This is a genomic window from Aquabacter albus, assembly GCF_040049275.1.
Lineage (GTDB): Bacteria > Pseudomonadota > Alphaproteobacteria > Rhizobiales > Xanthobacteraceae > Aquabacter.
Map to the genome: position 1 here is coordinate 437,003 of NZ_JBDZDT010000006.1, position 20,973 is coordinate 457,975.

Consider the following 20,973-nt stretch of genomic DNA (forward strand, 5'->3'; position numbering starts at 1 on the left):
CTCATTCCACCGGCGCCCACAGCACATCCTCGATGCGCCGGGCGCCTGAGGCGAGCAGGACCAGCCGGTCGAGGCCCAACGCGCTGCCACTCGCCGGCGGCATGCGGGCGAGCGCGGCAAGGAAGCCCTCGTCGATGGGATAGCGCTCCCCGTAGAGCCGCTGCTTCTCCGCCATCTCCACCTCGAAGCGCCGGCGCTGCTCCTGCGGATCGGTCAGCTCGCCGAAGGCGTTCGCCAGTTCCAGCCCGCAGGCATAGAGCTCGAAGCGCTCGGCGACGCGGGGGTCGGAGGGCTTCGGCCGGGCCAGGGCCGCCTCGCTGGTGGGGTACTCGCACAGGAGCGTCGCGCGGCCCTCGCCCAGATGGGGCTCGATGCGCTCCACCAGCACGCGCGAGAAGATGTCCGCCCACGTATCGTCCGCCGCAACGCGGATGCCGGCCTCCTGCGCCGCTTGGGCAAACGGCGCGGGCTCCGGCTCCTCTCCCGGTTCGGCCAGGAAGCGTAGAAGATCGATGCCGGCATGAAGGCCGAACGCCTCGGCCAGGGTCAGCCGCTCGGGCGCGGCGAACGGATCGCAGGTCTTGCCGCGATAAGAGAATGCAGCAACGCTACCCGCGATGGCGGCCAGCCCCAGCAGGCGCGCGCAATCCGCCATCAAGGCCTCATAGGAGGCATTCGCGCGATACCATTCCAGCATGGTGAATTCGGGATGGTGCGCCCGGCCCCGCTCCCGATCGCGGAAGACGCGTGCGATCTCGAAGATGCGCGTCTCGCCGGCAGCCAGCAGCTTCTTGGCGGCGAATTCCGGCGAAGTGCGCAGATAATAGGGAAAGGCGCCGCCCTCCGGGGCATGCCATTGCGTGGCGAAGGCGTGCAGATGCGCCTCGTTGCCGGGCGAGAATTGGAGCACCGGCGTCTCCACCTCGACGAAATCCTCATCCGCGAAATAGGCCCGGACCGCCGCCACCACCCGGCCCCGCGCCATGAGGAACGGGCGCCGGTCGGCATGCACGCTCTCGTCCCACCAGGGGCTCGCCGCCGCATCCGCTGTCATGGGAACAACCGCAATGAAGATGGGAAAGTGGCACCATTCCCCAAAAGAACGCCGGGAGACTGGCGAAAAGCGCGAAGATCGCTATGTTGCGCGCCGACACGAGGCGGCGACACGCCGCAACTTTTTTGAGGAACACGCGACGTGGTCAAGGTAATCGCCAGCTCTCTGCGCAAAGGCAACGTGGTCGACATCGACGACAAGCTCTACGTCATTCTCAGCGCCGAGAACATCCATCCCGGCAAGGGCACGCCCGTTACCCAGATGGACATGCGCCGCATCTCCGACGGCGTGAAGATCTCCGAGCGCTATCGCACCACCGAGCAGGTGGAGCGCGCTTATGTGGAAGACCGCCCTCACACCTTCCTCTACCAGGACAGCGACGGCTACACCTTCATGAACCCGGAGACCTATGATCAGGTCACGGTGCCCGAGGATGTGCTGGGAGACCAGAAGGTCTACCTGCAGGAAGGCATGGAATGCATGCTTTCCACCCATAACGGCAATCCCATCGCCATCGAGCTGCCGCAGCGCGTGACCCTGGAGATCGTGGACACCGAGCCCACCGTGAAGGGCCAGACCGCCTCCTCCTCCTACAAGCCCGCCATGCTCTCCAACGGCGTGCGCACCATGGTTCCCCCCCACGTCTCCGCCGGCACGCGCGTGGTCATCATGACCGCCGATGCGTCCTACGTGGAACGCGCGAAGGACTGACCGTCCCCGCCCATCATCCCCGGATTTGTCCGGGGATCTCCTGGTGCCTCGCGCCCTGGTTCTGAAGAAATGGCCGGATGAAGTCCGGCCACGACGGCTGTTGTCAGGGATCCGACCTGCTCCCCACAGCCGCCCCTGTGGCAGAAATGTCGCGCCGCCCTTAGACTTTCGGCTAGAGCGGGAACCAAAATCAAATCTCATCCGTTACTGCGCCGATCGGGGGAATAAGGCGCGTGATTATGGATGTTTCCGGAAAGCGAGTGCTTATCGTCGAAGACGAACTGCTCGTGGCCCTCGGGCTTGAAGACAATCTGAGATCGCTGGGCTGCGAGGTGATCGGGCCGGTGGCGAGCCTGTCCGAGGCCAAGCGGGTCGCCGAGACGGTCGCGGCCGACGTCGCCATCCTCGATGTCAACCTGCGCGGCGAATATGTCTATCCTGCCGCCGAGATCCTCGCGGCGCGCGGCATTCCATTGATATTCTGCAGCGGCTTCATCGGCACGACGCCTTTGCCGGAGCAATTCGCCGGCGCGGTGCGCGTGCCGAAGCCTTATACCAGCCGGGCCATCGCCAACGCGCTCAGCGATATCCTGAGCCGCACCAGTGGCGATGCCGGCCCGGCCTTCCTCTCGGCCGGCCAAAGGCACGACGCGCATATCTGACATGTGCAAGCGCCGCCGCGTCGCGCGGCGTTTGGCCGGGTGGCAACATGCCGTAGCGGCCATCCGGGGTTACGCAGTTTCCCCAGTGGAGCAAAAGCTGGAACTCCACTAAGCTTCGCCAATCCGACGAGCGCATGGAAAGGTGGAGCGTTACGGCTCCCCCTCTGCCGCCGGAGGGGAGGCGCAATGGATTTCGATCCGGTGCTGCTGGCGCGCATTCAGTTCGCGTTCACGGTCTCATTTCACATCATCTTTCCGAGCTTCACCATCGGCCTCTCGGCCTTCATCGCCACGCTTGAGCTTTTGTGGCTGAAGACCGGGCGCGAGGTGTTCCATCGGCTCGCCCGCTACTGGACCAAGATCTTCGCCGTCAGCTTCGCCATGGGCGTGGTCTCGGGGATCGTCCTGTCCTACCAGTTCGGCACCAACTGGTCCCGCTTCTCGGAAGTGGTGGGCAGCGTCATCGGCCCGCTCATCGGATTCGAGGTGCTCATGGCCTTCTTCCTGGAGGCCACCTTCCTCGGCATCATGCTGTTCGGCTGGAACCGCGTTCCCACTTGGCTGCACGTTCTGTCCTGCGTGATGGTGGCGGCGGGCACCGCCATGTCGGCCTTCTGGATCTTGTCGGCCAATAGCTGGATGCAGACTCCCACCGGCCATGAGATGCGCGACGGCATCGCTTATCCGCTGGACTGGATGGAGATCATCTTCAACCCCAGCTTCCTGCATCGCCTGCCGCACATGCTGCTGGCCGCCTATCTCACCACTTCGCTCGTGGTGCTGGCGGTGGGCGCGCGCTACCTGCTCGCCGGGCGTTTCCACGAGGAATCGCGGGTGATGATGCAGATGGCGGTGGGCATGCTCGCTATCGTCGCGCCCATCCAGGCCTATGTGGGCGACAGCCACGGGCTAAACACCGCCAAGTACCAGCCCGCCAAGATCGCCGCCATCGAGGCCCATTGGGACGGCTCCAAGCCCGCCCCCCTGGTTCTGTTCGCGTGGCCCGATGAGAAGGCGGAGACCAATCTCTACGAGATCTCCATCCCGCGCGGGGCATCGCTGCTGATCACCCACTCGCTGGACGGCCTCTTCCCCGGCCTCAAGGATTTTCCGCCCCAGGACCGCCCCCCGGTGATCGGGCCCTTCTTCGGGTTCCGCATCATGGTGGGCATCGGCGTCCTCATGATCCTGTTCGGCTGGGTCGGCGCGTGGCTCATCTATCGGCGGAAGCTGTATGAGACGCGCTGGTATCTCTGGCCGGCTTCGCTGGCCTGGCCGCTCGGCTTCTGTGCCATCCTGGCTGGCTGGGTCGTCACCGAGCAGGGGCGCCAGCCCTGGGTCGCCTACAACATCCTGCGCACGGCAGACGCCATCTCCCCGGTGAGCGGCACGGCCGTCGCGGTGACGCTGGCGCTGTTCGTCATCGTCTACGGCATCGTGTTCTCGATGGGCATCTATTACATCAACCGCCTCATCGTGAAGGGACCGACCGGCTCTGCCATCGAGCCGCCCCGCCATGACCGCCCAAGCCGCCCCATCGCAGCAGCGCAAACCGCCGCCCGCGATGCCATCGCCCCTGGCGAGTGAGGAGACCGCACCATGGAATGGTATCTCCCGGTCATCTGGTCGCTGATCATCGCGGTCGCGGTCATCATGTACGTGGTCATGGACGGGTTCGATCTCGGCATCGGCATCCTCTTCCCCTTCGCCAAGGAGGAGCGGGAGCGCGACCAGATGATGAACACCGTCGCGCCCTTCTGGGACGGCAACGAGACCTGGCTTGTTCTGGGCGGCGGCGGCCTGTGGGTCGCCTTCCCCAAGGCCTACGCCGTGGTGATGCCGGCGCTTTACCTGCCCATCATCATCATGCTGCTTGCCCTGGTCTTCCGGGGCGTCGCGTTCGAGTTCCGCTGGGTCGCGGCATCGAGCCGGGCCTGGTGGAACGTCGCCTTTTCCGCCGGCTCGACGCTTGCCGCCTTCTCGCAGGGGGTGGTGCTTGGCGGTCTGGTGCAGGGCGTCAACGTGCAGAACGGCGCCTTTGCCGGCGGCACGTTCGATTGGGCCACCCCCTTCGCCTTCATGTGCGGGATCGGCGTGGTGATCGGTTATGCGCTGCTCGGCTCCACCTGGCTCATCATGAAGACGGACGGACCGGTGGCCGCCCAGGCGCGCCGCACGGCGACCATCCTGCTGCCGGTGGTCATTGTCTTCATGGGCATCGTGAGCCTCTGGACGCCTCTGGCCATCGAGCGCATCGCCCAGCGCTGGTTCACCGTGCCGAACATCTTCTATCTCGCCCCGGTGCCGGTCATCACCGCCGCCATCGCGTGGTTCGTCTGGCGCGGGCTGAAGGGCACGGCGGAGGTGTGGCCCTTCCTCGGCTGCATCGCCCTGTTCGTGCTGGGATTTTTGGGGCTCGGCATCTCTACCTTCCCCTATCTGGTGCCCCCGCACCTCACCGTCTGGCAGACCGCCGCGGCACCGGCGAGCCAGATCTTCATGCTGTTCGGCGTGGTGTTCCTGCTGCCGGTGATCCTCGGCTACATCATCTTCGTCTACTGGATCTTCCGCGGGAAAGTGCGCGAAGGCGAAGGCTATCACTGAGACTTTGCGGGGCAGCGGCCCGCTTTAGCGTCCGGCCCGCGCCGCCGGGCGCTGCTTCGCCAGCATGCGGCCGAGCACAAAGGCGAGCATAACGGCGACGACAAGGACACAGGCCAGCGCTTCGAACCCCGCTTCGAAGCGGCCCGTGGTCTGCTTGATCCACCCGACGAGATACGGGCCGACGAAGCCGCCGAGATTGCCGATGGAATTGATGAGGGCGATGCCGGCCGCTGCCGCGGTTCCGCGCAGGAACAAGGGCGGCACCGTCCAGAACGGCCCCAGAGCCGCATAGATGCCAACGGAGGCGACGGTCACCGCCGCAATGGCGACGATGTGGGACGGCGCGTGGACGCTGGCGATCAGGCCGAGGGCGCCGAGGCCCAGTGCCGCAGCCACGTGCAGGATGCGCTCCCCCGTCCTGTCGCTGTGATGGCCCCAGACGAGCATGGCGATGGCGCTGAGGCCATAGGGCACGATGAGGATCAGCCCAATCTGCTGGGTCGCATAGCCCATGGCCTGCATGATCTGGGGCAGCCACAGGCCGATGCCATAGAGCCCCACCACCAGCCCGAAATAGACGAGGCCGAGAACGATCACCCTCGGGTCGGTCAAGGCCGGCCACAGCGCATGGCTGGCGAGGGGCGCGTGCTCCGCCTGATCGGCGGCGAGCCGGGCCGAAATGGCCGCCTTCTCCTCCGCCGTGAGCCAGCGGGCGGCGTGTGGCCCGTCGGGGAGGAACTTCAGCACCGCGATGCCCAGCAGACAGGCGGGCAGGCCCTCGACGATGAACAGCCACTGCCAGCCCGACAGGCCGAGGACGCCATGGGTGGCACCCAGGAGGAAAGCCGAAAGCGGCGCCCCGACGGCGCTCGCAATGGGCACCGCGGCCATGAACAGCGCCACGTAGCGGGCACGCACGGCCAAGGGAAACCAATAGCCGAGATAGAGGATCATTCCCGACAGGAATCCGGCCTCCGCCGCCCCCAGGAGAAACCTCAAGGCGAAGAAGCCCTTTTCCTCGGTGACGAAGGCTGTCGCCGCCGAGATGAGCCCCCAGGTCACCATGATCCGGCAGATCCAGAGCCGGGCTCCGACCTTCTCCAGGATGAGGTTGCTCGGCACCTCGAAGAGGAAATAGCCAAGGAAGAAAATGCCGGCGCCCCAGCCATAGACGAGGGGCGTCAGGCCGAGGTCCGCATTCATCTCGAGAGCGGCGAACCCCACATTCACCCGGTCGAGGAAGCTGACGAGATAGAGCACCATCATCAGCGGGATGAGGCGGCGCAACGCCTTACCAAATGCGCGCTGCTCCACGTCCGTGGCCGCTGCCATCGTCGTCTGCATTCTCTTCCCAGCCCCATGGCCCAATGGGCTGGCATAGGAAGAAACCGCCGCTGCAAGTCAAGCCGGCGATGCCCACCTTGGCCGCAGGGGCGCCGTTCCGCTCACGCGGCAGCCGAAAGGCCGCCCGCCGTCTCGATGAACGCCGCCACCACGTCCACGCCCACCCCGTTGCGGATGGAGGAGAAGACATAGGGCCGCCCCGCGCGCATGCGCTGCGTGTCCGCCTCCATGATGGAGAGGTCGGCGCCCACCATGGGGGCGAGGTCGGTCTTGTTCACCACCAGCAGGTCCGAGCGGGTGATGCCCGGCCCGCCCTTGCGCGGGATCTTCTCACCGCCGGCCACGTCGATCACATAGATGGTGATGTCGGCGAGCTCCGGAGAAAAGGTGGCGGCGAGGTTGTCGCCGCCGGATTCGATGAGCACGATGTCGAGGTTCGGGAACTTGGCCCGCATGTCCGCGACCGCGCGCAGATTGATGGAGGCGTCCTCGCGAATGGCGGTGTGCGGGCAGCCGCCGGTCTCGACGCCCAGGATGCGCTCCGGCTCGAGCGCACCTGCCACCGTCAGGATGCGGGCGTCTTCCTTGGTGTAGATGTCGTTGGTGATGGCGCAGATGTCGTAGCGGGCGCGGAAGGCCTTGCAGAGCGCTTCCATGAGCGCCGTCTTGCCCGATCCCACCGGACCACCGATGCCGACCCGCAGGGGTCCGTTCTTCGAAGCGCTCATGAGCGGAAAAGCCTTGTATATTGGGTCTCGTGGCGGAACGAGCCGAGATCGGCGCGGAACGTGGCAGTTCCCAGATCGTCCAGGGTGAGGGCCGGGATCTCCTGCGCCAGCGCCGCGACCTTGGGCGCCAGCGTGGAGAGCACGCGCGTGCCGCCGGTCTGGCCGATGGGGGCGAGGCGGATTCCGGCGGACACCAGCGCCTGCATCAGGGCCAGCAGGAAGGCTTCGATGACGGCGGGCTTGGGCAGGCCGTGAGCCGCGGCGGCAAGGCCGAGGGCTATGGGATAGGCGACATCGCCTTTCAGCGCCGGAGCCAGGGCATCCAGCTGCTCGTGCGGCCATGCGGCCAGCACCGCGTCAAGGAAGCTGCGCCCCTGCTGGCAGGTCTCCAGGCGCAGCTCGGCCGAAGGCGCGAGCGCAACGGCGAGGGCCTTCACCTCGGCAAGGGCAGCGGCATCCCCCCGTCCGGCCGCATCGAAGGCGTGGGAGAGCAGGATGGCGTCGCTGCGGGCAAAGCCGTAGAGGAGCAGGTCTGAGAGCCAGGAGAGGAGGCTGTCCTCCTTCTCCACGTCCCCCGCTTCCACTGCCCATTCGAGCGCGTGGGAATAGGCATAACCCCCGACGGGGAAGGAGGGGGAGAGCCAGGCGAAGAGCGGGAGGAGGCTGAGTGCCCCTCCGTCCCTTATGCGGGACGCTTCCTCAGCCCTTAATGTGCGCCCTACCCCTTCGACCACCGCGTCCCCTCCCCCCTTGCGGGGGAGGGCTAGGGAGGGGGGTGATACAGCCTCCGCTAAAGAACCAGATATCGTGAGAGCAGAGAGGACATCACCCCCCTCCCTGCCCTCCCCCGCAAGGGGGGAGGGTGAGACCAGAGGCGCCTCGCCCTCGACCGTCGCCGGCAGGCGCTTCGCGACATCAGCCATGACGGTGGTGGTGATGCCCGCAGCCGCAGTCTTCGCCATGGGCATGATCGTGCTTCTCGCCATGCGAATGCGCATGCGCCTCGGCGTGGGAATGAGCATGGGCGTGGGAGTGAGAGTGCCCTTGGTGCTCATGCCCATGGTCATGGCCGCAATCCGGTCCGTGCACATGGCCTTCCTCGCCATGGCCGTGATGGTGCCCATGGTCGTGGTGCTCATGCCCATGATGCCCGTGCCCGCCATGGGCCTCCGCCGCCTCATAGGCCCCCTTCTCGGGCCGGAACGGCCGCACCACCGGCGTCGCGATGGCACCCAGGCCGCGCACCATTTCCAGCAGCACATGGTCCTCGGCGAAATAGATCGCCTCTTCCGTGATCTCCGCCGCCACGTGCCGGTTGCCCAGGTGCCACGCGGCCTTGAGCAGCCGCAGCGGGCTCGTGGTCTTCACCTCGATCAGCTTTTCCGGCGCGGCTTCCACCTTCACCAGCCGGTCGTCCTCCAGCCTGATGGCATCGCCATGGTCGAGGACGGTGGCCTTCTCCAGATCCAGCAGGAATTGCGTCCCACCCTCCCCGGTCATCACGATGCGGCGGCGGTGGCGGGCCTGATGGTCGAGGATCACGGTGTCGACGACGCGCTCCTCGCGGACGGCGGGGCGGCGGACGATGGCGGTGGCGCGGATCATGGAAACCTCGGATCAGGACGGGCGCGCCGAAGCACGCTTCTGCCGCCCATCATAGCTCAGAAGAGGAAATAGCGCTGGGCCATGGGGAGCACCTCCGCCGGCTCGCAGACGAGAAGCTCCCCGTCCGCGCGCACGTCATAGGTCTCCGCATCTACCTCGATATGGGGCGTGGCATCGTTGAGGATCATGCTTTTCTTAGAGATGCCGCCGCGCACATTTTCCACCGCCACCAGCGCCTTACCGGTCTGGAGGCGGGCCGCGATGCCGTCCTCCAGCGCCGCCTTGGAGACGAAGGTGAAGGAGGTGGCGGTGCGCGCCCGGCCAAAGGCGCCGAACTGGTAGCGGTAATGCACCGGCTGGGGCGTGGGGATGGAGGCATTGGGGTCGCCCATCTGCGCCATGGCTATGGCGCCGCCCTTCAGCACGAGGTCCGGCTTCACGCCAAAGAAGGCCGGCGTCCAGAGCACGAGGTCAGCGAGCTTGCCCGCCTCCACGGAACCGATGTGCCTGGACACGCCGTGGGCGATGGCCGGGTTGATGGTGTATTTCGCGATGTAGCGGCGCGCGCGCAGATTGTCGTTGTCGCCCTCGCCGGGCAGGCCGCCGCGCTGGCGCTTCATCTTGTCCGCGGTCTGCCACGTGCGGATGATCACCTCACCCACCCGGCCCATGGCCTGGCTGTCCGAACTCATCATGGAGAGCGCGCCGATATCGTGGAGGATATCCTCCGCCGCGATGGTCTCGCGCCGGATGCGGCTTTCCGCGAAGGCCAAATCTTCTGCGATGGAGGGGTCGAGGTGGTGGCACACCATGAGCATGTCCAGATGCTCGTCGATGGTGTTCCGCGTGAAGGGCCGCGTGGGGTTGGTGGAGGAGGGCAGCACATTGGCGAGCCCTGCCACCTTGATGATGTCAGGCGCATGCCCGCCGCCCGCGCCCTCGGTATGAAAGGCGTGGATGGTGCGGCCCTTGAAGGCGGCGATGGTGTCCTCCACGAACCCGCTCTCGTTCAGCGTGTCCGTGTGGATCATCACCTGCACGTCGAACGCATCCGCCACCGAGAGGCAGCAGTCGATGGCGGCCGGGGTCGTGCCCCAATCCTCGTGGAGCTTCAGCGCGCAGGCGCCGGCCCGTACCATCTCCTCCAGCGCCGCCGGCTGGGAGGCATTGCCCTTGCCGGCGAAGGCGAGATTCATGGGGAAGGCATCCGCCGCCTCGATCATGCGGGAGATGTGCCAGGGCCCCGGCGTGCAGGTGGTGGCGAAGGTGCCGGTGGCCGGCCCCGTTCCGCCGCCGAGCATGGTGGTGATGCCGGAGGACAGCGCCTCCTCGATCTGCTGCGGGCAGATGAAATGGATGTGGCTGTCGAAGCCACCAGCGGTGAGGATCTTCCCCTCGCCCGCAATCACTTCCGTGCCGGGACCGATGATGATGTCGACGCCCGGCTGCACATCGGGATTGCCGGCCTTGCCGAGCTTCGCGATGCGCCCACCGGAAATGCCCACGTCGCACTTCACGATGCCCCAATGGTCCAGCACCACCGCATTGGTGATGACTGTGTCCACCGCGCCGGCCGCATTGGTCACCTGGCTCTGGCCCATGCCGTCCCGGATCACCTTGCCGCCGCCGAACTTCACCTCCTCGCCATAGATGGTGAAGTCCTTCTCCACCTCGATCATGAGGGTCGTATCCGCGAGGCGGATCTTGTCCCCCGTGGTGGGGCCGAACATGTGGGCGTAGGCGGAGCGGGGCAGATGGGCCTTGGTCATCACAGGGTCCTCAGGTGCTCGCGCCGTCATTGGCTATCGGTTTCAGGCTCGAAAGGTCCACGCCGTCCAGCGTCCGGGCATTCACCGCGACCACCGCCGTCCCGTCGAGCTTCGTGCCACGGGCGAAGGATTCGACACCGCAGGTGGCGCAGAACAGATGCTGGATCCGGTGCTTGTTGAAGAGATACTCGGTCATCGCCCCCTCGCCCTTCTTCAGGGTGAACGCGCCGGCGGGCGCGAAGGTGAGGATGGTGCCGAGGCGCCCGCAGCGCGAGCAGTTGCAGGTCATGGTGTCATCGAGGTCCAGATCCACCTCGAAGCGCACGGCGCCGCATTGGCAACCGCCGAAATAGTGTTGGATTGCCATCACAGAATTCCCATCACGTCGCCCCGGAAGCCATACACTTCCCGCTTGCCGGAGAACGGTACCAACATCACCTCCCGGGTCGAACCCGGCTCGAAGCGCACCGCCGTGCCGGCGGCGATGTCGAGGCGCATGCCGCGCGCCTTGGCGCGGTCGAAGGCCAGCGCCGGATTGGTCTCGAAGAAGTGGTAGTGGCTGCCCACCTGGATGGGCCGGTCGCCGGTGTTGGCGACGCTCACCGCCACCCGCTCGGCATCCGCGTTGAAGACGATGTCGCCGGGCTTCGTCGTGATCGCGCCCGGCACGTCGTCGGAGGCGGCGCCGCGAATGGGGTGGTGGACGGTGACGAGTTTGGTGCCGTCCGGAAAGGTCGCCTCCACCTGGATGTCGTGGATCATCTCGGCGATGCCCTCCATCACCTGATCGGTGGTGATCACATGGGCGCCCGCTTCCATCAGGTCCGCCACGGTGCGTCCGTCCCGCGCCCCTTCCACCACGAAATCGGTGATGAGGGCGATGGCCTCGGGATGGTTGAGCTTCACGCCGCGCGCAAGGCGCCTGCGGGCGACCTCGGCGGCCATGGCGATGAACAGCTTGTCTTTTTCGCGCGGCGTCAGCAGCACGGCGTCCCTCCTAAGAAGCCCAAACGCGGGGCAGCGGCGCGCCCCGGAATCTCATGAGAAACGAGATGGCATCGCGCCGCAACGTTTCGATGTCGGCGGCGACCCAGCGCACGGCAAGAAGCCCGTTCCAGGCACTGGCGCCCGCCTCGCTGGCGCAGCCGTCCAGCAGGCCCCGCGCCTCCTCCAGCCGCGCTTCCGCGTCGGGCGCGACATAAAGGCAGGTGGCAAGAGCCGCCTTGCCCGCCGCCACCGCCGGACGGGAGAGGAGCGCGGCGACGGGGCCGGAAAGGCGCAGCGCGTCGGCGAAAATCAGCTCCCCCGCCCGGCGCACACGCCAGTGGTCGCAGAGGTGTCCGCTCTCCATCGCCTCGCCCCGCGCGGCGCGGCCGAACACCACTGCCTCGAAGGAGAGGAAATAAGAGAGCGGCGCCAGATCCACCTCGTAGCGCCGCGCGAGGCGGGCGTGGTCGAACAGGATGGTTTCCTGCGGCATCCAGTGGAGATGGGCGCCGTGCGCGGCTGAGAGGCGGACGGCGATATGGGCGGTCGCCCCATCGGAGCGGTAGACCTTTTCGGCGGCCGGCGTGGAGACGGTGAGGCGCGCACCCGCCCCCGCCCCCGCCGCAATGGTGAAACGGTCGCCGCAGGCGACGCCGCCGGCCGTGTTGACCAGCACCGCCTCCAGGCCCACGCCATCCACGCGCGGGAGGCGGGCCCGCAGGGCGCCGCTCTCGGAAAGCTCCGCCAGATGGGTGCGGCCGCGCGCCGCTTCCACCGTCACCCGCACCCGCCCTTCGCTGCGCTGGCGCGCCGGCGCCTGTCCCTCAGATGGCCATGAGGCGGCGGACATCATCCCCATCGAGCCCGCTCCGGTCTCCGCTCGCCGCCACCTCGCCGCGCTCCATCAGGATGAAGCGGTCGGCAAGCTCCTTGGCGAACTCGAAATACTGTTCCACCAGGATGATGGCCATGTCGCCCTTGTCGCGCAAATAGGCGATGGCCCGGCCGATATCCTTGATGATGGAAGGCTGGATGCCTTCCGTTGGTTCGTCCAGCACCAGGAGGCTCGGCCGTGTCACCAGCGCGCGGCCGATGGCGAGCTGCTGCTGCTGCCCGCCGGAGAGGTCGCCGCCGCGCCGGCCCATCATGGATTTCAGCACCGGGAACAGCTCGAAAATCTCGTCAGGGACGTATTTGTCCTTGCGGGCGAGGCGGGCATAGCCGGTTTCCAGATTCTCCTTCACGGTGAGGAGCGGGAACACCTCGCGGCCCTGGGGCACGAAGCCGATGCCGAGCGCGGCGCGGTCCGGCGTCGGCAGGCGGGTGATATCCTGCCCGTTGAAGGTGATGGTGCCGCCGGCGATGGTCCTTTGCCCGACAATGGCGCGCAGGAGCGAGGTCTTGCCCACGCCGTTGCGGCCGAGCACGCACGTCACCTGCCCCGGCAGCGCCTCCACCGAGACTTTGCGCAGCGTGTGGGCGGCGCCGTAATAGAGATCGAGGTTTTCGACCTTCAGCATGGGAGGCCTCCGCTGGGGCGCGCAAAAGCCCTCTCCCGCTTGCGGGGGAGGGGTGGGAGGGGGCCGGCCGCAGGCCGGTTAACGCCAGGAGCGTGGAGAGGTCGCGCCTGCCCCCTCCCCAGCCCTCCCCCGCAAGCGGGAGAGGGAGCGCGCCCAGCGGGAGAGTACGTGTCGGAAACAGGCATTCCCTCACCTCCCCAGATAGACTTCGATGACGCGCTCATTGGCGCTCACCTGATCGAGCGATCCTTCCGCCAGCACCGAGCCTTCGTGCAGCACCGTCACCTTCACGCCGAGGTCGCGCACGAACTGCATGTCGTGCTCCACCACCACCACCGACTGCGTCTTTGCGATATCCCGCAGCAAATCCGCCGTGTCCGCCGTCTCCTGGTCGGTCATGCCGGCGGCGGGCTCGTCCACCAGAAGAAGGCGCGGCTCCTGGGCCAGCAGCATGCCGATCTCCAGCCACTGCTTCTGCCCGTGGGACAGCTCCGCCGCCTTGCGGAAGCGATGGTCCTTCAGGCGGATGCGCTCCAGCAGCGCCTCGATGCGCTCTTTCTCATGGGCCGTGCGGCGCCAATAGATGTTGGCGAAGGCGCGCCGGTCCTCCTTCAGGGCGAGGAGCAGATTGTCCTCCACCGTGTGCATATCGAACACGGTGGGGGTCTGGAACTTGCGGCCGATACCCAGCTGGGCGATGGCGGCTTCGTCCAGCTTGGTGAGGTCGTAGGTGCCGGCGAACATGGCCTCGCCCTTGGTGGGGCGGGTCTTGCCGGTGATGACGTCCATCATGGTTGTCTTGCCGGCGCCGTTGGGGCCGATGATGGCGCGCATCTCGGCTTCCTCGATGGTGAGCGAGAGGGCGTTGAGCGCTCTGAAGCCGTCGAACACCACCGAGACGTTGTCGAGGTACAAGAGGGACTGGGTGAGGGTCTGGGTATCGGGGAGCGTTGCTTCCATGGGTCCTCACTCCGCTGGCTTGGCGACGGGCACGCCGGCCGGTTCCGGCTTGCGCCGCCTGGCGAAAATGCTGTCCCAGAGCCCGAGCACGCCACGCGGCAGGAACAAGGTCACCAGCACGAACAGGGCGCCGAGCGCGAACAGCCACGCCTCGGGCAGAACGCCGGTGAACCAGGTCTTGCCGGCATTGACGATGAGCGCGCCGAGCGCCGCGCCCACCAGCGTCCCGCGCCCGCCGACCGCCACCCAGATCACCATCTCGATGGAATTGGCGGGGGCGAACTCGCCGGGATTGATGATGCCCACCTGCGGCACATAGAGCGCCCCGGCGACGCCGGCGAGCATGGCGGAGACCACCCAGCAGAGCAGCTTGTAGTTCTCGACGCGATAGCCGAGGAACCGCGTGCGGCTCTCCGCATCGCGCACCGCCACCAGCACCTTTCCGTATTTGGACGTCACCAGCGCCCGGCAGACGAGATAGCCGCCGGCGAGAGCGATGGCGGAGGCCGCGAACAGGGCCGCGCGGGTGCCGTCGGCGGAGATGGAGAAGCCGAGAATGTCCTTGAAATCGGTGAGGCCGTTGTTTCCGCCGAAGCCCATGTCGTTCCGGAAGAAAGCGAGCATGAGCGCAAACGTCATGGCCTGGGTGATGATGGAGAGATAGACGCCCGTGACCCGAGAGCGGAAGGCGAACCAGCCGAACAGGAACGCCAGCGCGCCGGGCACCAGGAACACCATCACCAGCGCGAACGGGAACCAGTCGAAGCCCCACCAGAACCAGGGCAGCTCCTTATAGTTCAGGAACACCATGAAATCCGGCAGGACCGGGTTGCCATAGACCCCCCGGGGGCCGATCTGGCGCATGAGATACATGCCCATGGCGTAGCCGCCCAGAGCGAAGAAGGCGCCGTGGCCGAGCGAAAGCACGCCGCAATAGCCCCAGACCAGATCCACCGCGACGGCGAGGAGCGCATAGCAGACATATTTGCCCAGCAGCGGGACCAGATAGTCCGAGACGTGGAGCGGGTTGCTCTCCGCCAGCGTGAGGTTGGAGGCGGGGACGAGCACCGCCGCCCCCAGCACGATGGCGAGGAAGACCGCGCCCTTGCGGTCGATGATGCCGAGGCCGTTCATGCTTCCACCGCCCGGCCCTTGAGCGCGAACAGGCCGCGCGGGCGCTTCTGGATGAACAGGATGATGAGGACGAGGATGATGATCTTGCCGAGCACGGCACCCGCGAAGGGTTCGAGCAGCTTGTTGGCGATGCCGAGCCCGAAGGCCGCCACCAGCGTGCCCCAGAGGTTCCCCACCCCGCCGAACACCACCACCATGAAGCTGTCGATGATGTAGCCCTGGCCGAGGTTCGGGCTGACATTGTCGATCTGCGAGAGGGCGACACCGGCGATGCCGGCAATGCCGGAGCCGAGGCCGAAGGTGAGCGCATCGATGCGCCCCGTGCGGATGCCCATGGCCCCCGCCATGCGTCGGTTCTGCGTCACCGCCCGCACATAGAGGCCGAGCGCGGTGCGCTTCAGAACCATGAGCAGGGCGAAGAACACCAGCAGCGAGAAGATGATGATGGCGAGGCGGTTATAAGTGATGGCCATGTGGCCGAGATCGAAGGAGCCCGACATCCAAGAGGGCGAGCCCACCTCCTTGTTGGTGGGCCCGAACACCGAGCGCACCGCCTGCTGGAGGATGAGCGAGATGCCCCAGGTGGCCAGCAGCGTCTCCAGCGGCCGGCCATAGAGGAAGCGGATCACCGTGCGCTCGATGAGGATGCCCACCAGCGCGGTCACCAGGAAGGCCAGGGGCAGCGCGATGGCCAGCGACCAGCCGAACAGGAAGGGCGCGCTGTTGCGGATCACCTCCTGCACCATGAAGGTGGTGTAGGCGCCGATCATCACCATCTCGCCATGGGCCATGTTGATGACGCCCATGACGCCAAAGGTGATGGCGAGGCCGATGGCGGCCAGCAGCAGCACCGAGCCCAGCGAGAGCCCGTACCAGACATTCTGCGCCACCGCCCATATGGCGAGGTTGCGATTGATGGCCTCGATGCCGTCCGCGGCCGCCGCCTTCACGGCGGCGGGGGACTCCGCCGGCAGGCTGGAGAGGACGGCCAGCGCATCCTGGTCGCCCCGCGCCGCGATGAGGCGCACGGCGGAGACGCGCTCCGGCTCGGAGACGGACGGGCTGCCGACGATGAGGACGGCACGGGCCTGGGCGAAGGCGGTCTTCACCGCGGCGTCGCTCTCCTTGGCGATGGCGGCATCAAGCGTGGGGAGCGCGGTCGCGTCGCGGGATTTGAACACGGCGGCCGCGGCTTCGAGGCGCTTCTGAGGATTGGGGCTCAGCAGCGCCAGCGCGCCGGCGGCCGCATCCACCGCGCGGCGGACGCGATTGTTGAGCCGCACCGCGCGCAGGCCGGAAGGAGGCGCGGCCACCGTCGCGCCGGTCGCTGGATCGGTGATCGCACCGGCCGGCGTGCGCAGGAACACCGCCTTGCTCTGGGGATCGATGAGGAGGCGCCCGTCGCGGATGGCGTCCACGATGGCGGGGGCCTGGGGACTAGTGGAGACCGCAAGGGCGCCCAGCGCCGCCTCTGTGTCCGAATAGCTGTCGGTGCCAAGCTTGGCGAGCGCGGCGGAAAGATCGCCGGAGGCCGCCTGCGCCCAAGCCGGCGCGAAACTTGTGGGTGCGAGAATGGCCGGCGAGATGGCAAGGGCCATCCACGCGAAAAGCAGGAGAACGGCACGTCTCAATCGTTGAATTATCATGTCGGTCCGCAATCCCACCGTTGCCAAGGGACGGCCGCGCGAACGCGGCCGGCGAGGTGCCGGGGAACGGCCCGCCGCCCGACGGCGGCGGGCCGCTCAACTCACTTGGTCACGCTGCCGAGGCAGGTCTTCTTGACCGAGTCGTAATTGCCGCAATTGAGCTGCACCCAGTCGGCCACGAGGTCCTTGGAGCCTTCGAGCTGCTTGGACCAGGCTTCGCCGGGGATGAGGTTCTCGGTCTTCCACACCACGTTGAACTGACCGTTCTCCTCGATCTCGCCGATGAAGACGGGCTTGGTGATGTGGTGGTTGGGGAGCATCTCCGAGACGCCGCCGGTGAGGTTCGGCTGCTTGGTGCCGGGCAGCGCCGCGATCACCTTGTCGGGGTCGGTGGTACCGGCCTTCGTGACCGCCTGAACCCACATGTTGAAGCCGATATAATGGGCCTCCATGGGATCGTTGGTGACGGCCTTCGGGTTCTTCATGAAGGTCTGCCACTGCTTGATGAAGGCGTCATTCTCCGGGGTCTTGATGGACATGAAGTAGTTCCAGGCGGCCAGATGGCCGACCAGGGGCTTCGTGTCCATGCCGGCCAGCTCTTCCTCGCCCACGGAGAAGGCGATGACGGGGATGTCGGTGGCCTTGATGCCCTGGTTGGCCAGCTCCTTATAGAAAGGCACGTTGGCGTCGCCGTTGATGGTGGAGACCACCGCCGTCTTCTTGCCCGCCGAGCCGAACTTCTTGATGTCGGCCACGATGGTCTGCCAATCCGATTGGCCGAACGGGGTGTAGTTGATCATGATGTCCTCGGACTTCACGCCCTTGGACTTCAGATAGGCTTCCAGGATCTTGTTGGTGGTGCGGGGATAGACATAGTCGGTACCCGCGAGCACCCAGCGCTCAACCTTCTCTTCCTTGGCGAGGTAGTCCACCGCCGGGATCGCCTGCTGGTTCGGGGCGGCGCCGGTGTAGAAGACGTTCCGCTCGCTCTCCTCGCCCTCATACTGGACGGGATAGAAGAGGATGGAGTTCAGCTCCTTGAACACGGGGAGCACGGACTTGCGGCTCACCGAGGTCCAGCAGCCGAACACCGCGGAGACCTTGTCCTTGGTGATCAGCTCGCGCGCCTTTTCCGCGAAGAGCGGCCAGTTGGAGGCGGGATCGACAACGACGGCTTCCAGCTTCTTGCCGAGAATGCCGCCCTTCTTGTTCTGCTCGTCGATGAGCATGAGCATCACGTTCTTCAGCGTGGTCTCGCTGATGGCCATGGTGCCCGAAAGGGAATGCAGGATGCCGACCTTGATGGTCTCCTGCGCATTGGCGGACCCGATGGTTCCCGCCACCGTCGCGACTGCAGCCAAAGCCCCTAGCCCTTTGGCGGCCCGTCCCAGCAAACCGAGCATGCGCTCTCTCCGTGTTCGTCGGCTGGCCCCGGGCCAGCGCACACCAACACAGCAAGCGGCATGCCATCACCGCATCGACTGGACCTGAGGGCGCGGAACCCTCGCGCCGCATCGATAAAGACGCAGCAAGCGGCATACAATCGGCCGCCATTGATGATTTTTTATCCACGTGCCCATATTTAAGGCGCAGGCGACGCTTTGGGGCAAACCCCTGCGTCACCTGCGCCTTCCGCAGGGTTATAGTACATTGAAGAGATACAGAAGGACGATCACCGAAAAAGGCACACCCAGAAGCCACAATACCAAGCCGCGCATCTTTAACTCCTCTCAGCAGATTTTCTGCCGAGACAACGCACCACAGGCTCTGGCGTTCCGAAATCGAAGCAGGTCCTTATTTGTGCATCGCACCCATCTTGACCTTGGACATAAGTGGGCGTTTCTATGCGCCGGTTTCAGCGGGGGCGAAACGATGGACAAACTGATCGAAGGCTACCGGCGCTTCCGAGAGCTGGCGTGGCCGGAGCATAAGGCGCTGTTCGAGACCCTGGCAGCGCGCGGCCAGAAGCCGGAGACCTTTGTGGTCGCCTGCTCGGACAGCCGGGTCGATCCGCAGATGATCTTCAATGCCGGCCCGGGCGAGCTGTTCGTGGTCCGCAACGTCGCGAATCTGGTGCCGCCCTATCAGCCCGACGCCAACTATCACGGCACCAGCGCGGCGCTGGAATTTGCCGTGCGGGTGCTCGAGGTGAAGAGAATCGTCGTGCTTGGCCATGCCCAATGCGGCGGCGTCAGCGCCCTTCTCAAGGGCGCCCCTCCCGGGGCACAGGACTTCGTCGCGCAGTGGATCACCATTGCGGAAGAGGCCCGGCGCCAGACACTGGAGGCGGACCTCCCTCCGGACCAGCAGCAATACTTCTGCGAGCGGTGCTGTGTGCAACTCTCGCTCGACAACCTGTCCACCTTTCCCTGGATCGCCGAGCGGGTCGAGACCGGCGACCTCACGCTCCACGGCGCCTATTTCGGCGTTGCCACCGGCCGCCTCGAATTGCTGGAGGACGGCGAGTTCCGCGCCGTCCCGACAACCGGGCGAGACGAGTAGCAGCGTCACACGCCATTTGCGATTTTCTGCCTATTGGCAGTGCAATGGCTTTGCCCTTGGGGAATGGGGGAACGTGTGAAACAGGATCCAATCGACACCGCATCCATTGCGGCAGCGCCAACCGCCATCGGCACGCACCATGTCGCCGACGTCGTCGAACTGCTGAACCGCAAGACCTTGGCGGAGACGGTGCAGTTCATTGGCACCATGCCCCAGGAATGGGCCGTCGAGCTGCTCGATCAGCCCGACTTCATCTGGGCCTGCGAGGTCCTGGAGGAACTCCCCCCGGAACGGGCCAACGCCCTGCTCGAACAGATGTCGAGCGACCGGGTGGCGGACATCCTGCGGTGGATCGAGGAGCCCAAGCGCTCCCAGCTGAAAGACGGGCTTAACGCCGAGACCCGGACGGCCATCGATCAGCTTCTCAACTATCCCCACAACAGCGCCGGCAGCATCATGACGACCGAGTTCGTCAGCGTGCCGGCCAATTGGACGGTGCAGCAGACCCTCACCCATCTGCGGGAAGTGGAATCCTCCCGCGAGACCATCTACGCCATCTTCCTGCTCGATCCCGTCTCCAAGCGCCTCGTGAACGTGGTCAAGCTGCGCGCGCTCATCACCGCGGAGCCGCAGGCCCCCATCCTCTCGCTGGCGCCGGCTTATCCGGCCATCACCGCCAATGCGCTGGCGGACCGCGAGGACGTCGCACGCCTCATCGCCAAATACGATCTCCTGGCGATCCCTGTGGTGGACACCACCGGCCACATCATCGGCATCTGCACCTTCGACGACATGATCGATGCGATGATCGACGAGCAGACCGAGGACGTCCAGCGCATGGGCGGCATGGAGCATATCGACGAGCCCTATCTGCAGATCTCCTTCTCGCAGATGATCAAGAAGCGCGGCGGCTGGCTCTGCGTGCTGTTCCTGTCGGAAATGCTCACCACCAGCGCCATGCAGGTCTTCTCCGACGAGCTTGAGAAGGCGATCGTGCTCGCGCTGTTCATCCCGCTCGTCATGAGCTCGGGCGGCAATTCCGGCTCGCAGGCCACCTCCCTCATCATCCGCGCTTTGGCGCTGCACCAGGTCAAGCTCGGCGATTGGTACAAGGTCGTCATCCGCGAACTGCCCACCGGCATCGTGCTGGGCTCCATCCTCGGCGTCATCGGCATCCTGCGCATCGCCATCTGGCAGGAATTCGGCATTTTTGACTATGGCGAGCACTGGATGCTGCTGTCGGTTACCATCGGCGTCGCCTTGATCGGCATCGTGACCTTCGGCTCGCTCTCCGGCTCGATGCTGCCGTTCATCCTGAAACGGGTCGGCTTCGACCCCGCCAGCGCGTCAGCGCCCTTCGTTGCGACGCTGGTGGATGTCACCGGCATCGTCATCTATTTCAGCGTGGCGTGGCTCTTCCTCCACGGCACCATTCTGTGACCGGCCTGCGGGAGCCGGCCTGTCGCCGGCTCCCGCCAGCCTGCCGCTCTAGTGATTCGACACGAACCTCAGAAGCGCACCGTAGCCGCCTTCACCCTCGCCAACCGGCACCTCCTCGCGTGCCTCGTCAGCGGCAGCGACGGTGAGTTCCTTGGCGGAGATGCTGAAGCCGCGGGTCTCCAGGAAATTCACCGCATCGTCCGTGCTGGCGAAGCTGGAGACAGCCTCGGCCAAAACCTCGCTCAGCCCGGTATTGCCGGAGGCATCAGCCTTCAACCGCTCCAGATCATGGGTGCTCATGCCGACC

At 66.1% G+C, this 20,973-nt stretch carries 21 protein-coding genes; 6 read left to right on the forward strand and 15 right to left on the reverse strand.

All coding sequences use genetic code 11. The annotated features are described in order from the left end of the window. Position 1 precedes the first annotated feature (1 nt). The gene (gene epmA, locus ABLE91_RS17710) at positions 2-1,054 is read right to left on the reverse strand and encodes an EF-P lysine aminoacylase EpmA (RefSeq protein WP_348932796.1); all 1,053 of its coding nucleotides are present in this window, start codon (positions 1,052-1,054) and stop codon (positions 2-4) included. 141 nt (positions 1,055-1,195) lie between these two features. On the opposite strand from epmA, the gene efp reads away from it, so the two are divergent. From efp to cydB, 4 genes are all read left to right on the forward strand, one after another. Beyond that, positions 1,196-1,765 carry an elongation factor P gene (gene efp / locus ABLE91_RS17715; RefSeq protein WP_348932797.1) on the forward strand — a complete coding sequence of 190 codons (570 nt, stop codon included), beginning with the start codon at positions 1,196-1,198 and terminating at the stop codon, positions 1,763-1,765. A gap of 260 nt (positions 1,766-2,025) precedes the next feature. Further along, a complete protein-coding gene (locus ABLE91_RS17720) occupies positions 2,026-2,427 on the forward strand; it encodes a response regulator (protein WP_348932799.1) in 402 nt (133 codons plus the stop codon). A gap of 186 nt (positions 2,428-2,613) precedes the next feature. Next, positions 2,614-4,014 carry a cytochrome ubiquinol oxidase subunit I gene (locus ABLE91_RS17725; protein ID WP_348932801.1) on the forward strand — a complete coding sequence of 467 codons (1,401 nt, stop codon included), beginning with the start codon at positions 2,614-2,616 and terminating at the stop codon, positions 4,012-4,014. 12 nt (positions 4,015-4,026) lie between these two features. Beyond that, on the forward strand, positions 4,027-5,031 hold the full coding sequence (gene cydB / locus ABLE91_RS17730; protein ID WP_348932803.1) for a cytochrome d ubiquinol oxidase subunit II: 1,005 nt from the start codon (positions 4,027-4,029) through the stop codon (positions 5,029-5,031). Between the two features lie 24 nt (positions 5,032-5,055). Here the strand turns inward: cydB and ABLE91_RS17735 are convergent, their stop codons facing one another. The 13 genes from ABLE91_RS17735 to urtA all read right to left on the reverse strand — a co-directional run bounded on the left by ABLE91_RS17735 (position 5,056) and on the right by urtA (position 18,127). Then, positions 5,056-6,363, reverse strand: coding sequence for an MFS transporter (locus tag ABLE91_RS17735; protein ID WP_348932805.1), 1,308 nt, complete (start codon positions 6,361-6,363; stop codon positions 5,056-5,058). 113 nt (positions 6,364-6,476) lie between these two features. Next, entirely contained in the window at positions 6,477-7,103 is a 627-nt protein-coding gene (ureG, locus tag ABLE91_RS17740; RefSeq protein ID WP_348932806.1) for an urease accessory protein UreG, read from the reverse strand. After that, complete coding sequence (locus tag ABLE91_RS17745; protein WP_510181965.1) at positions 7,100-7,837, reverse strand: urease accessory protein UreF; 738 nt, start codon at positions 7,835-7,837, stop codon at positions 7,100-7,102. The genes ureG and ABLE91_RS17745 overlap by 4 nt, the downstream gene beginning before the upstream one ends. 181 nt (positions 7,838-8,018) lie before the next feature. Then, positions 8,019-8,708 carry an urease accessory protein UreE gene (locus ABLE91_RS17750; protein WP_348932808.1) on the reverse strand — a complete coding sequence of 230 codons (690 nt, stop codon included), beginning with the start codon at positions 8,706-8,708 and terminating at the stop codon, positions 8,019-8,021. Positions 8,709-8,764: 56 nt separating this feature from the next. Further along, complete coding sequence (ureC, locus tag ABLE91_RS17755; RefSeq protein ID WP_348932809.1) at positions 8,765-10,477, reverse strand: urease subunit alpha; 1,713 nt, start codon at positions 10,475-10,477, stop codon at positions 8,765-8,767. Positions 10,478-10,487: 10 nt separating this feature from the next. Beyond that, positions 10,488-10,844 carry a GFA family protein gene (locus tag ABLE91_RS17760; protein ID WP_348932810.1) on the reverse strand — a complete coding sequence of 119 codons (357 nt, stop codon included), beginning with the start codon at positions 10,842-10,844 and terminating at the stop codon, positions 10,488-10,490. Next, positions 10,844-11,464, reverse strand: a complete 621-nt coding sequence (locus tag ABLE91_RS17765; RefSeq protein WP_348932812.1) for an urease subunit gamma — start codon at positions 11,462-11,464, stop codon at positions 10,844-10,846. Before ABLE91_RS17765 ends, ABLE91_RS17760 begins: the two co-directional genes overlap by 1 nt. A 10-nt stretch (positions 11,465-11,474) precedes the next feature. After that, on the reverse strand, positions 11,475-12,317 hold the full coding sequence (locus tag ABLE91_RS17770; RefSeq protein ID WP_510181971.1) for an urease accessory protein UreD: 843 nt from the start codon (positions 12,315-12,317) through the stop codon (positions 11,475-11,477). Next, positions 12,289-12,984 (reverse strand): urea ABC transporter ATP-binding subunit UrtE, encoded by a 696-nt coding sequence (gene urtE / locus ABLE91_RS17775; RefSeq protein ID WP_348932814.1) that lies wholly within the window; start codon positions 12,982-12,984, stop codon positions 12,289-12,291. The genes ABLE91_RS17770 and urtE overlap by 29 nt, the downstream gene beginning before the upstream one ends. Before the next feature lie 189 nt (positions 12,985-13,173). Continuing rightward, positions 13,174-13,944 carry an urea ABC transporter ATP-binding protein UrtD gene (gene urtD, locus ABLE91_RS17780; protein ID WP_348932815.1) on the reverse strand — a complete coding sequence of 257 codons (771 nt, stop codon included), beginning with the start codon at positions 13,942-13,944 and terminating at the stop codon, positions 13,174-13,176. A 6-nt stretch (positions 13,945-13,950) separates the two neighbouring features. Beyond that, positions 13,951-15,078, reverse strand: a complete 1,128-nt coding sequence (gene urtC, locus ABLE91_RS17785; protein WP_348932816.1) for an urea ABC transporter permease subunit UrtC — start codon at positions 15,076-15,078, stop codon at positions 13,951-13,953. Further along, a complete protein-coding gene (gene urtB / locus ABLE91_RS17790) occupies positions 15,075-16,676 on the reverse strand; it encodes an urea ABC transporter permease subunit UrtB (RefSeq protein WP_348932817.1) in 1,602 nt (533 codons plus the stop codon). The genes urtC and urtB overlap by 4 nt, the downstream gene beginning before the upstream one ends. 149 nt (positions 16,677-16,825) lie before the next feature. Continuing rightward, positions 16,826-18,127: an urea ABC transporter substrate-binding protein gene (gene urtA / locus ABLE91_RS17795; RefSeq protein WP_348932818.1), complete on the reverse strand. Its 1,302-nt coding sequence runs from the start codon at positions 18,125-18,127 to the stop codon at positions 16,826-16,828. Between the two features lie 469 nt (positions 18,128-18,596). On the opposite strand from urtA, the gene ABLE91_RS17800 reads away from it, so the two are divergent. Then, a complete protein-coding gene (locus tag ABLE91_RS17800) occupies positions 18,597-19,226 on the forward strand; it encodes a carbonic anhydrase (protein WP_348932821.1) in 630 nt (209 codons plus the stop codon). Positions 19,227-19,289: 63 nt separating this feature from the next. After that, positions 19,290-20,666 carry a magnesium transporter gene (gene mgtE / locus ABLE91_RS17805; RefSeq protein ID WP_348932823.1) on the forward strand — a complete coding sequence of 459 codons (1,377 nt, stop codon included), beginning with the start codon at positions 19,290-19,292 and terminating at the stop codon, positions 20,664-20,666. Positions 20,667-20,714: 48 nt separating this feature from the next. Here mgtE and ABLE91_RS17810 read toward each other — a convergent pair whose 3' ends face one another. Continuing rightward, a complete protein-coding gene (locus tag ABLE91_RS17810) occupies positions 20,715-20,966 on the reverse strand; it encodes a hypothetical protein (RefSeq protein ID WP_348932824.1) in 252 nt (83 codons plus the stop codon). Positions 20,967-20,973 lie beyond the last annotated feature (7 nt).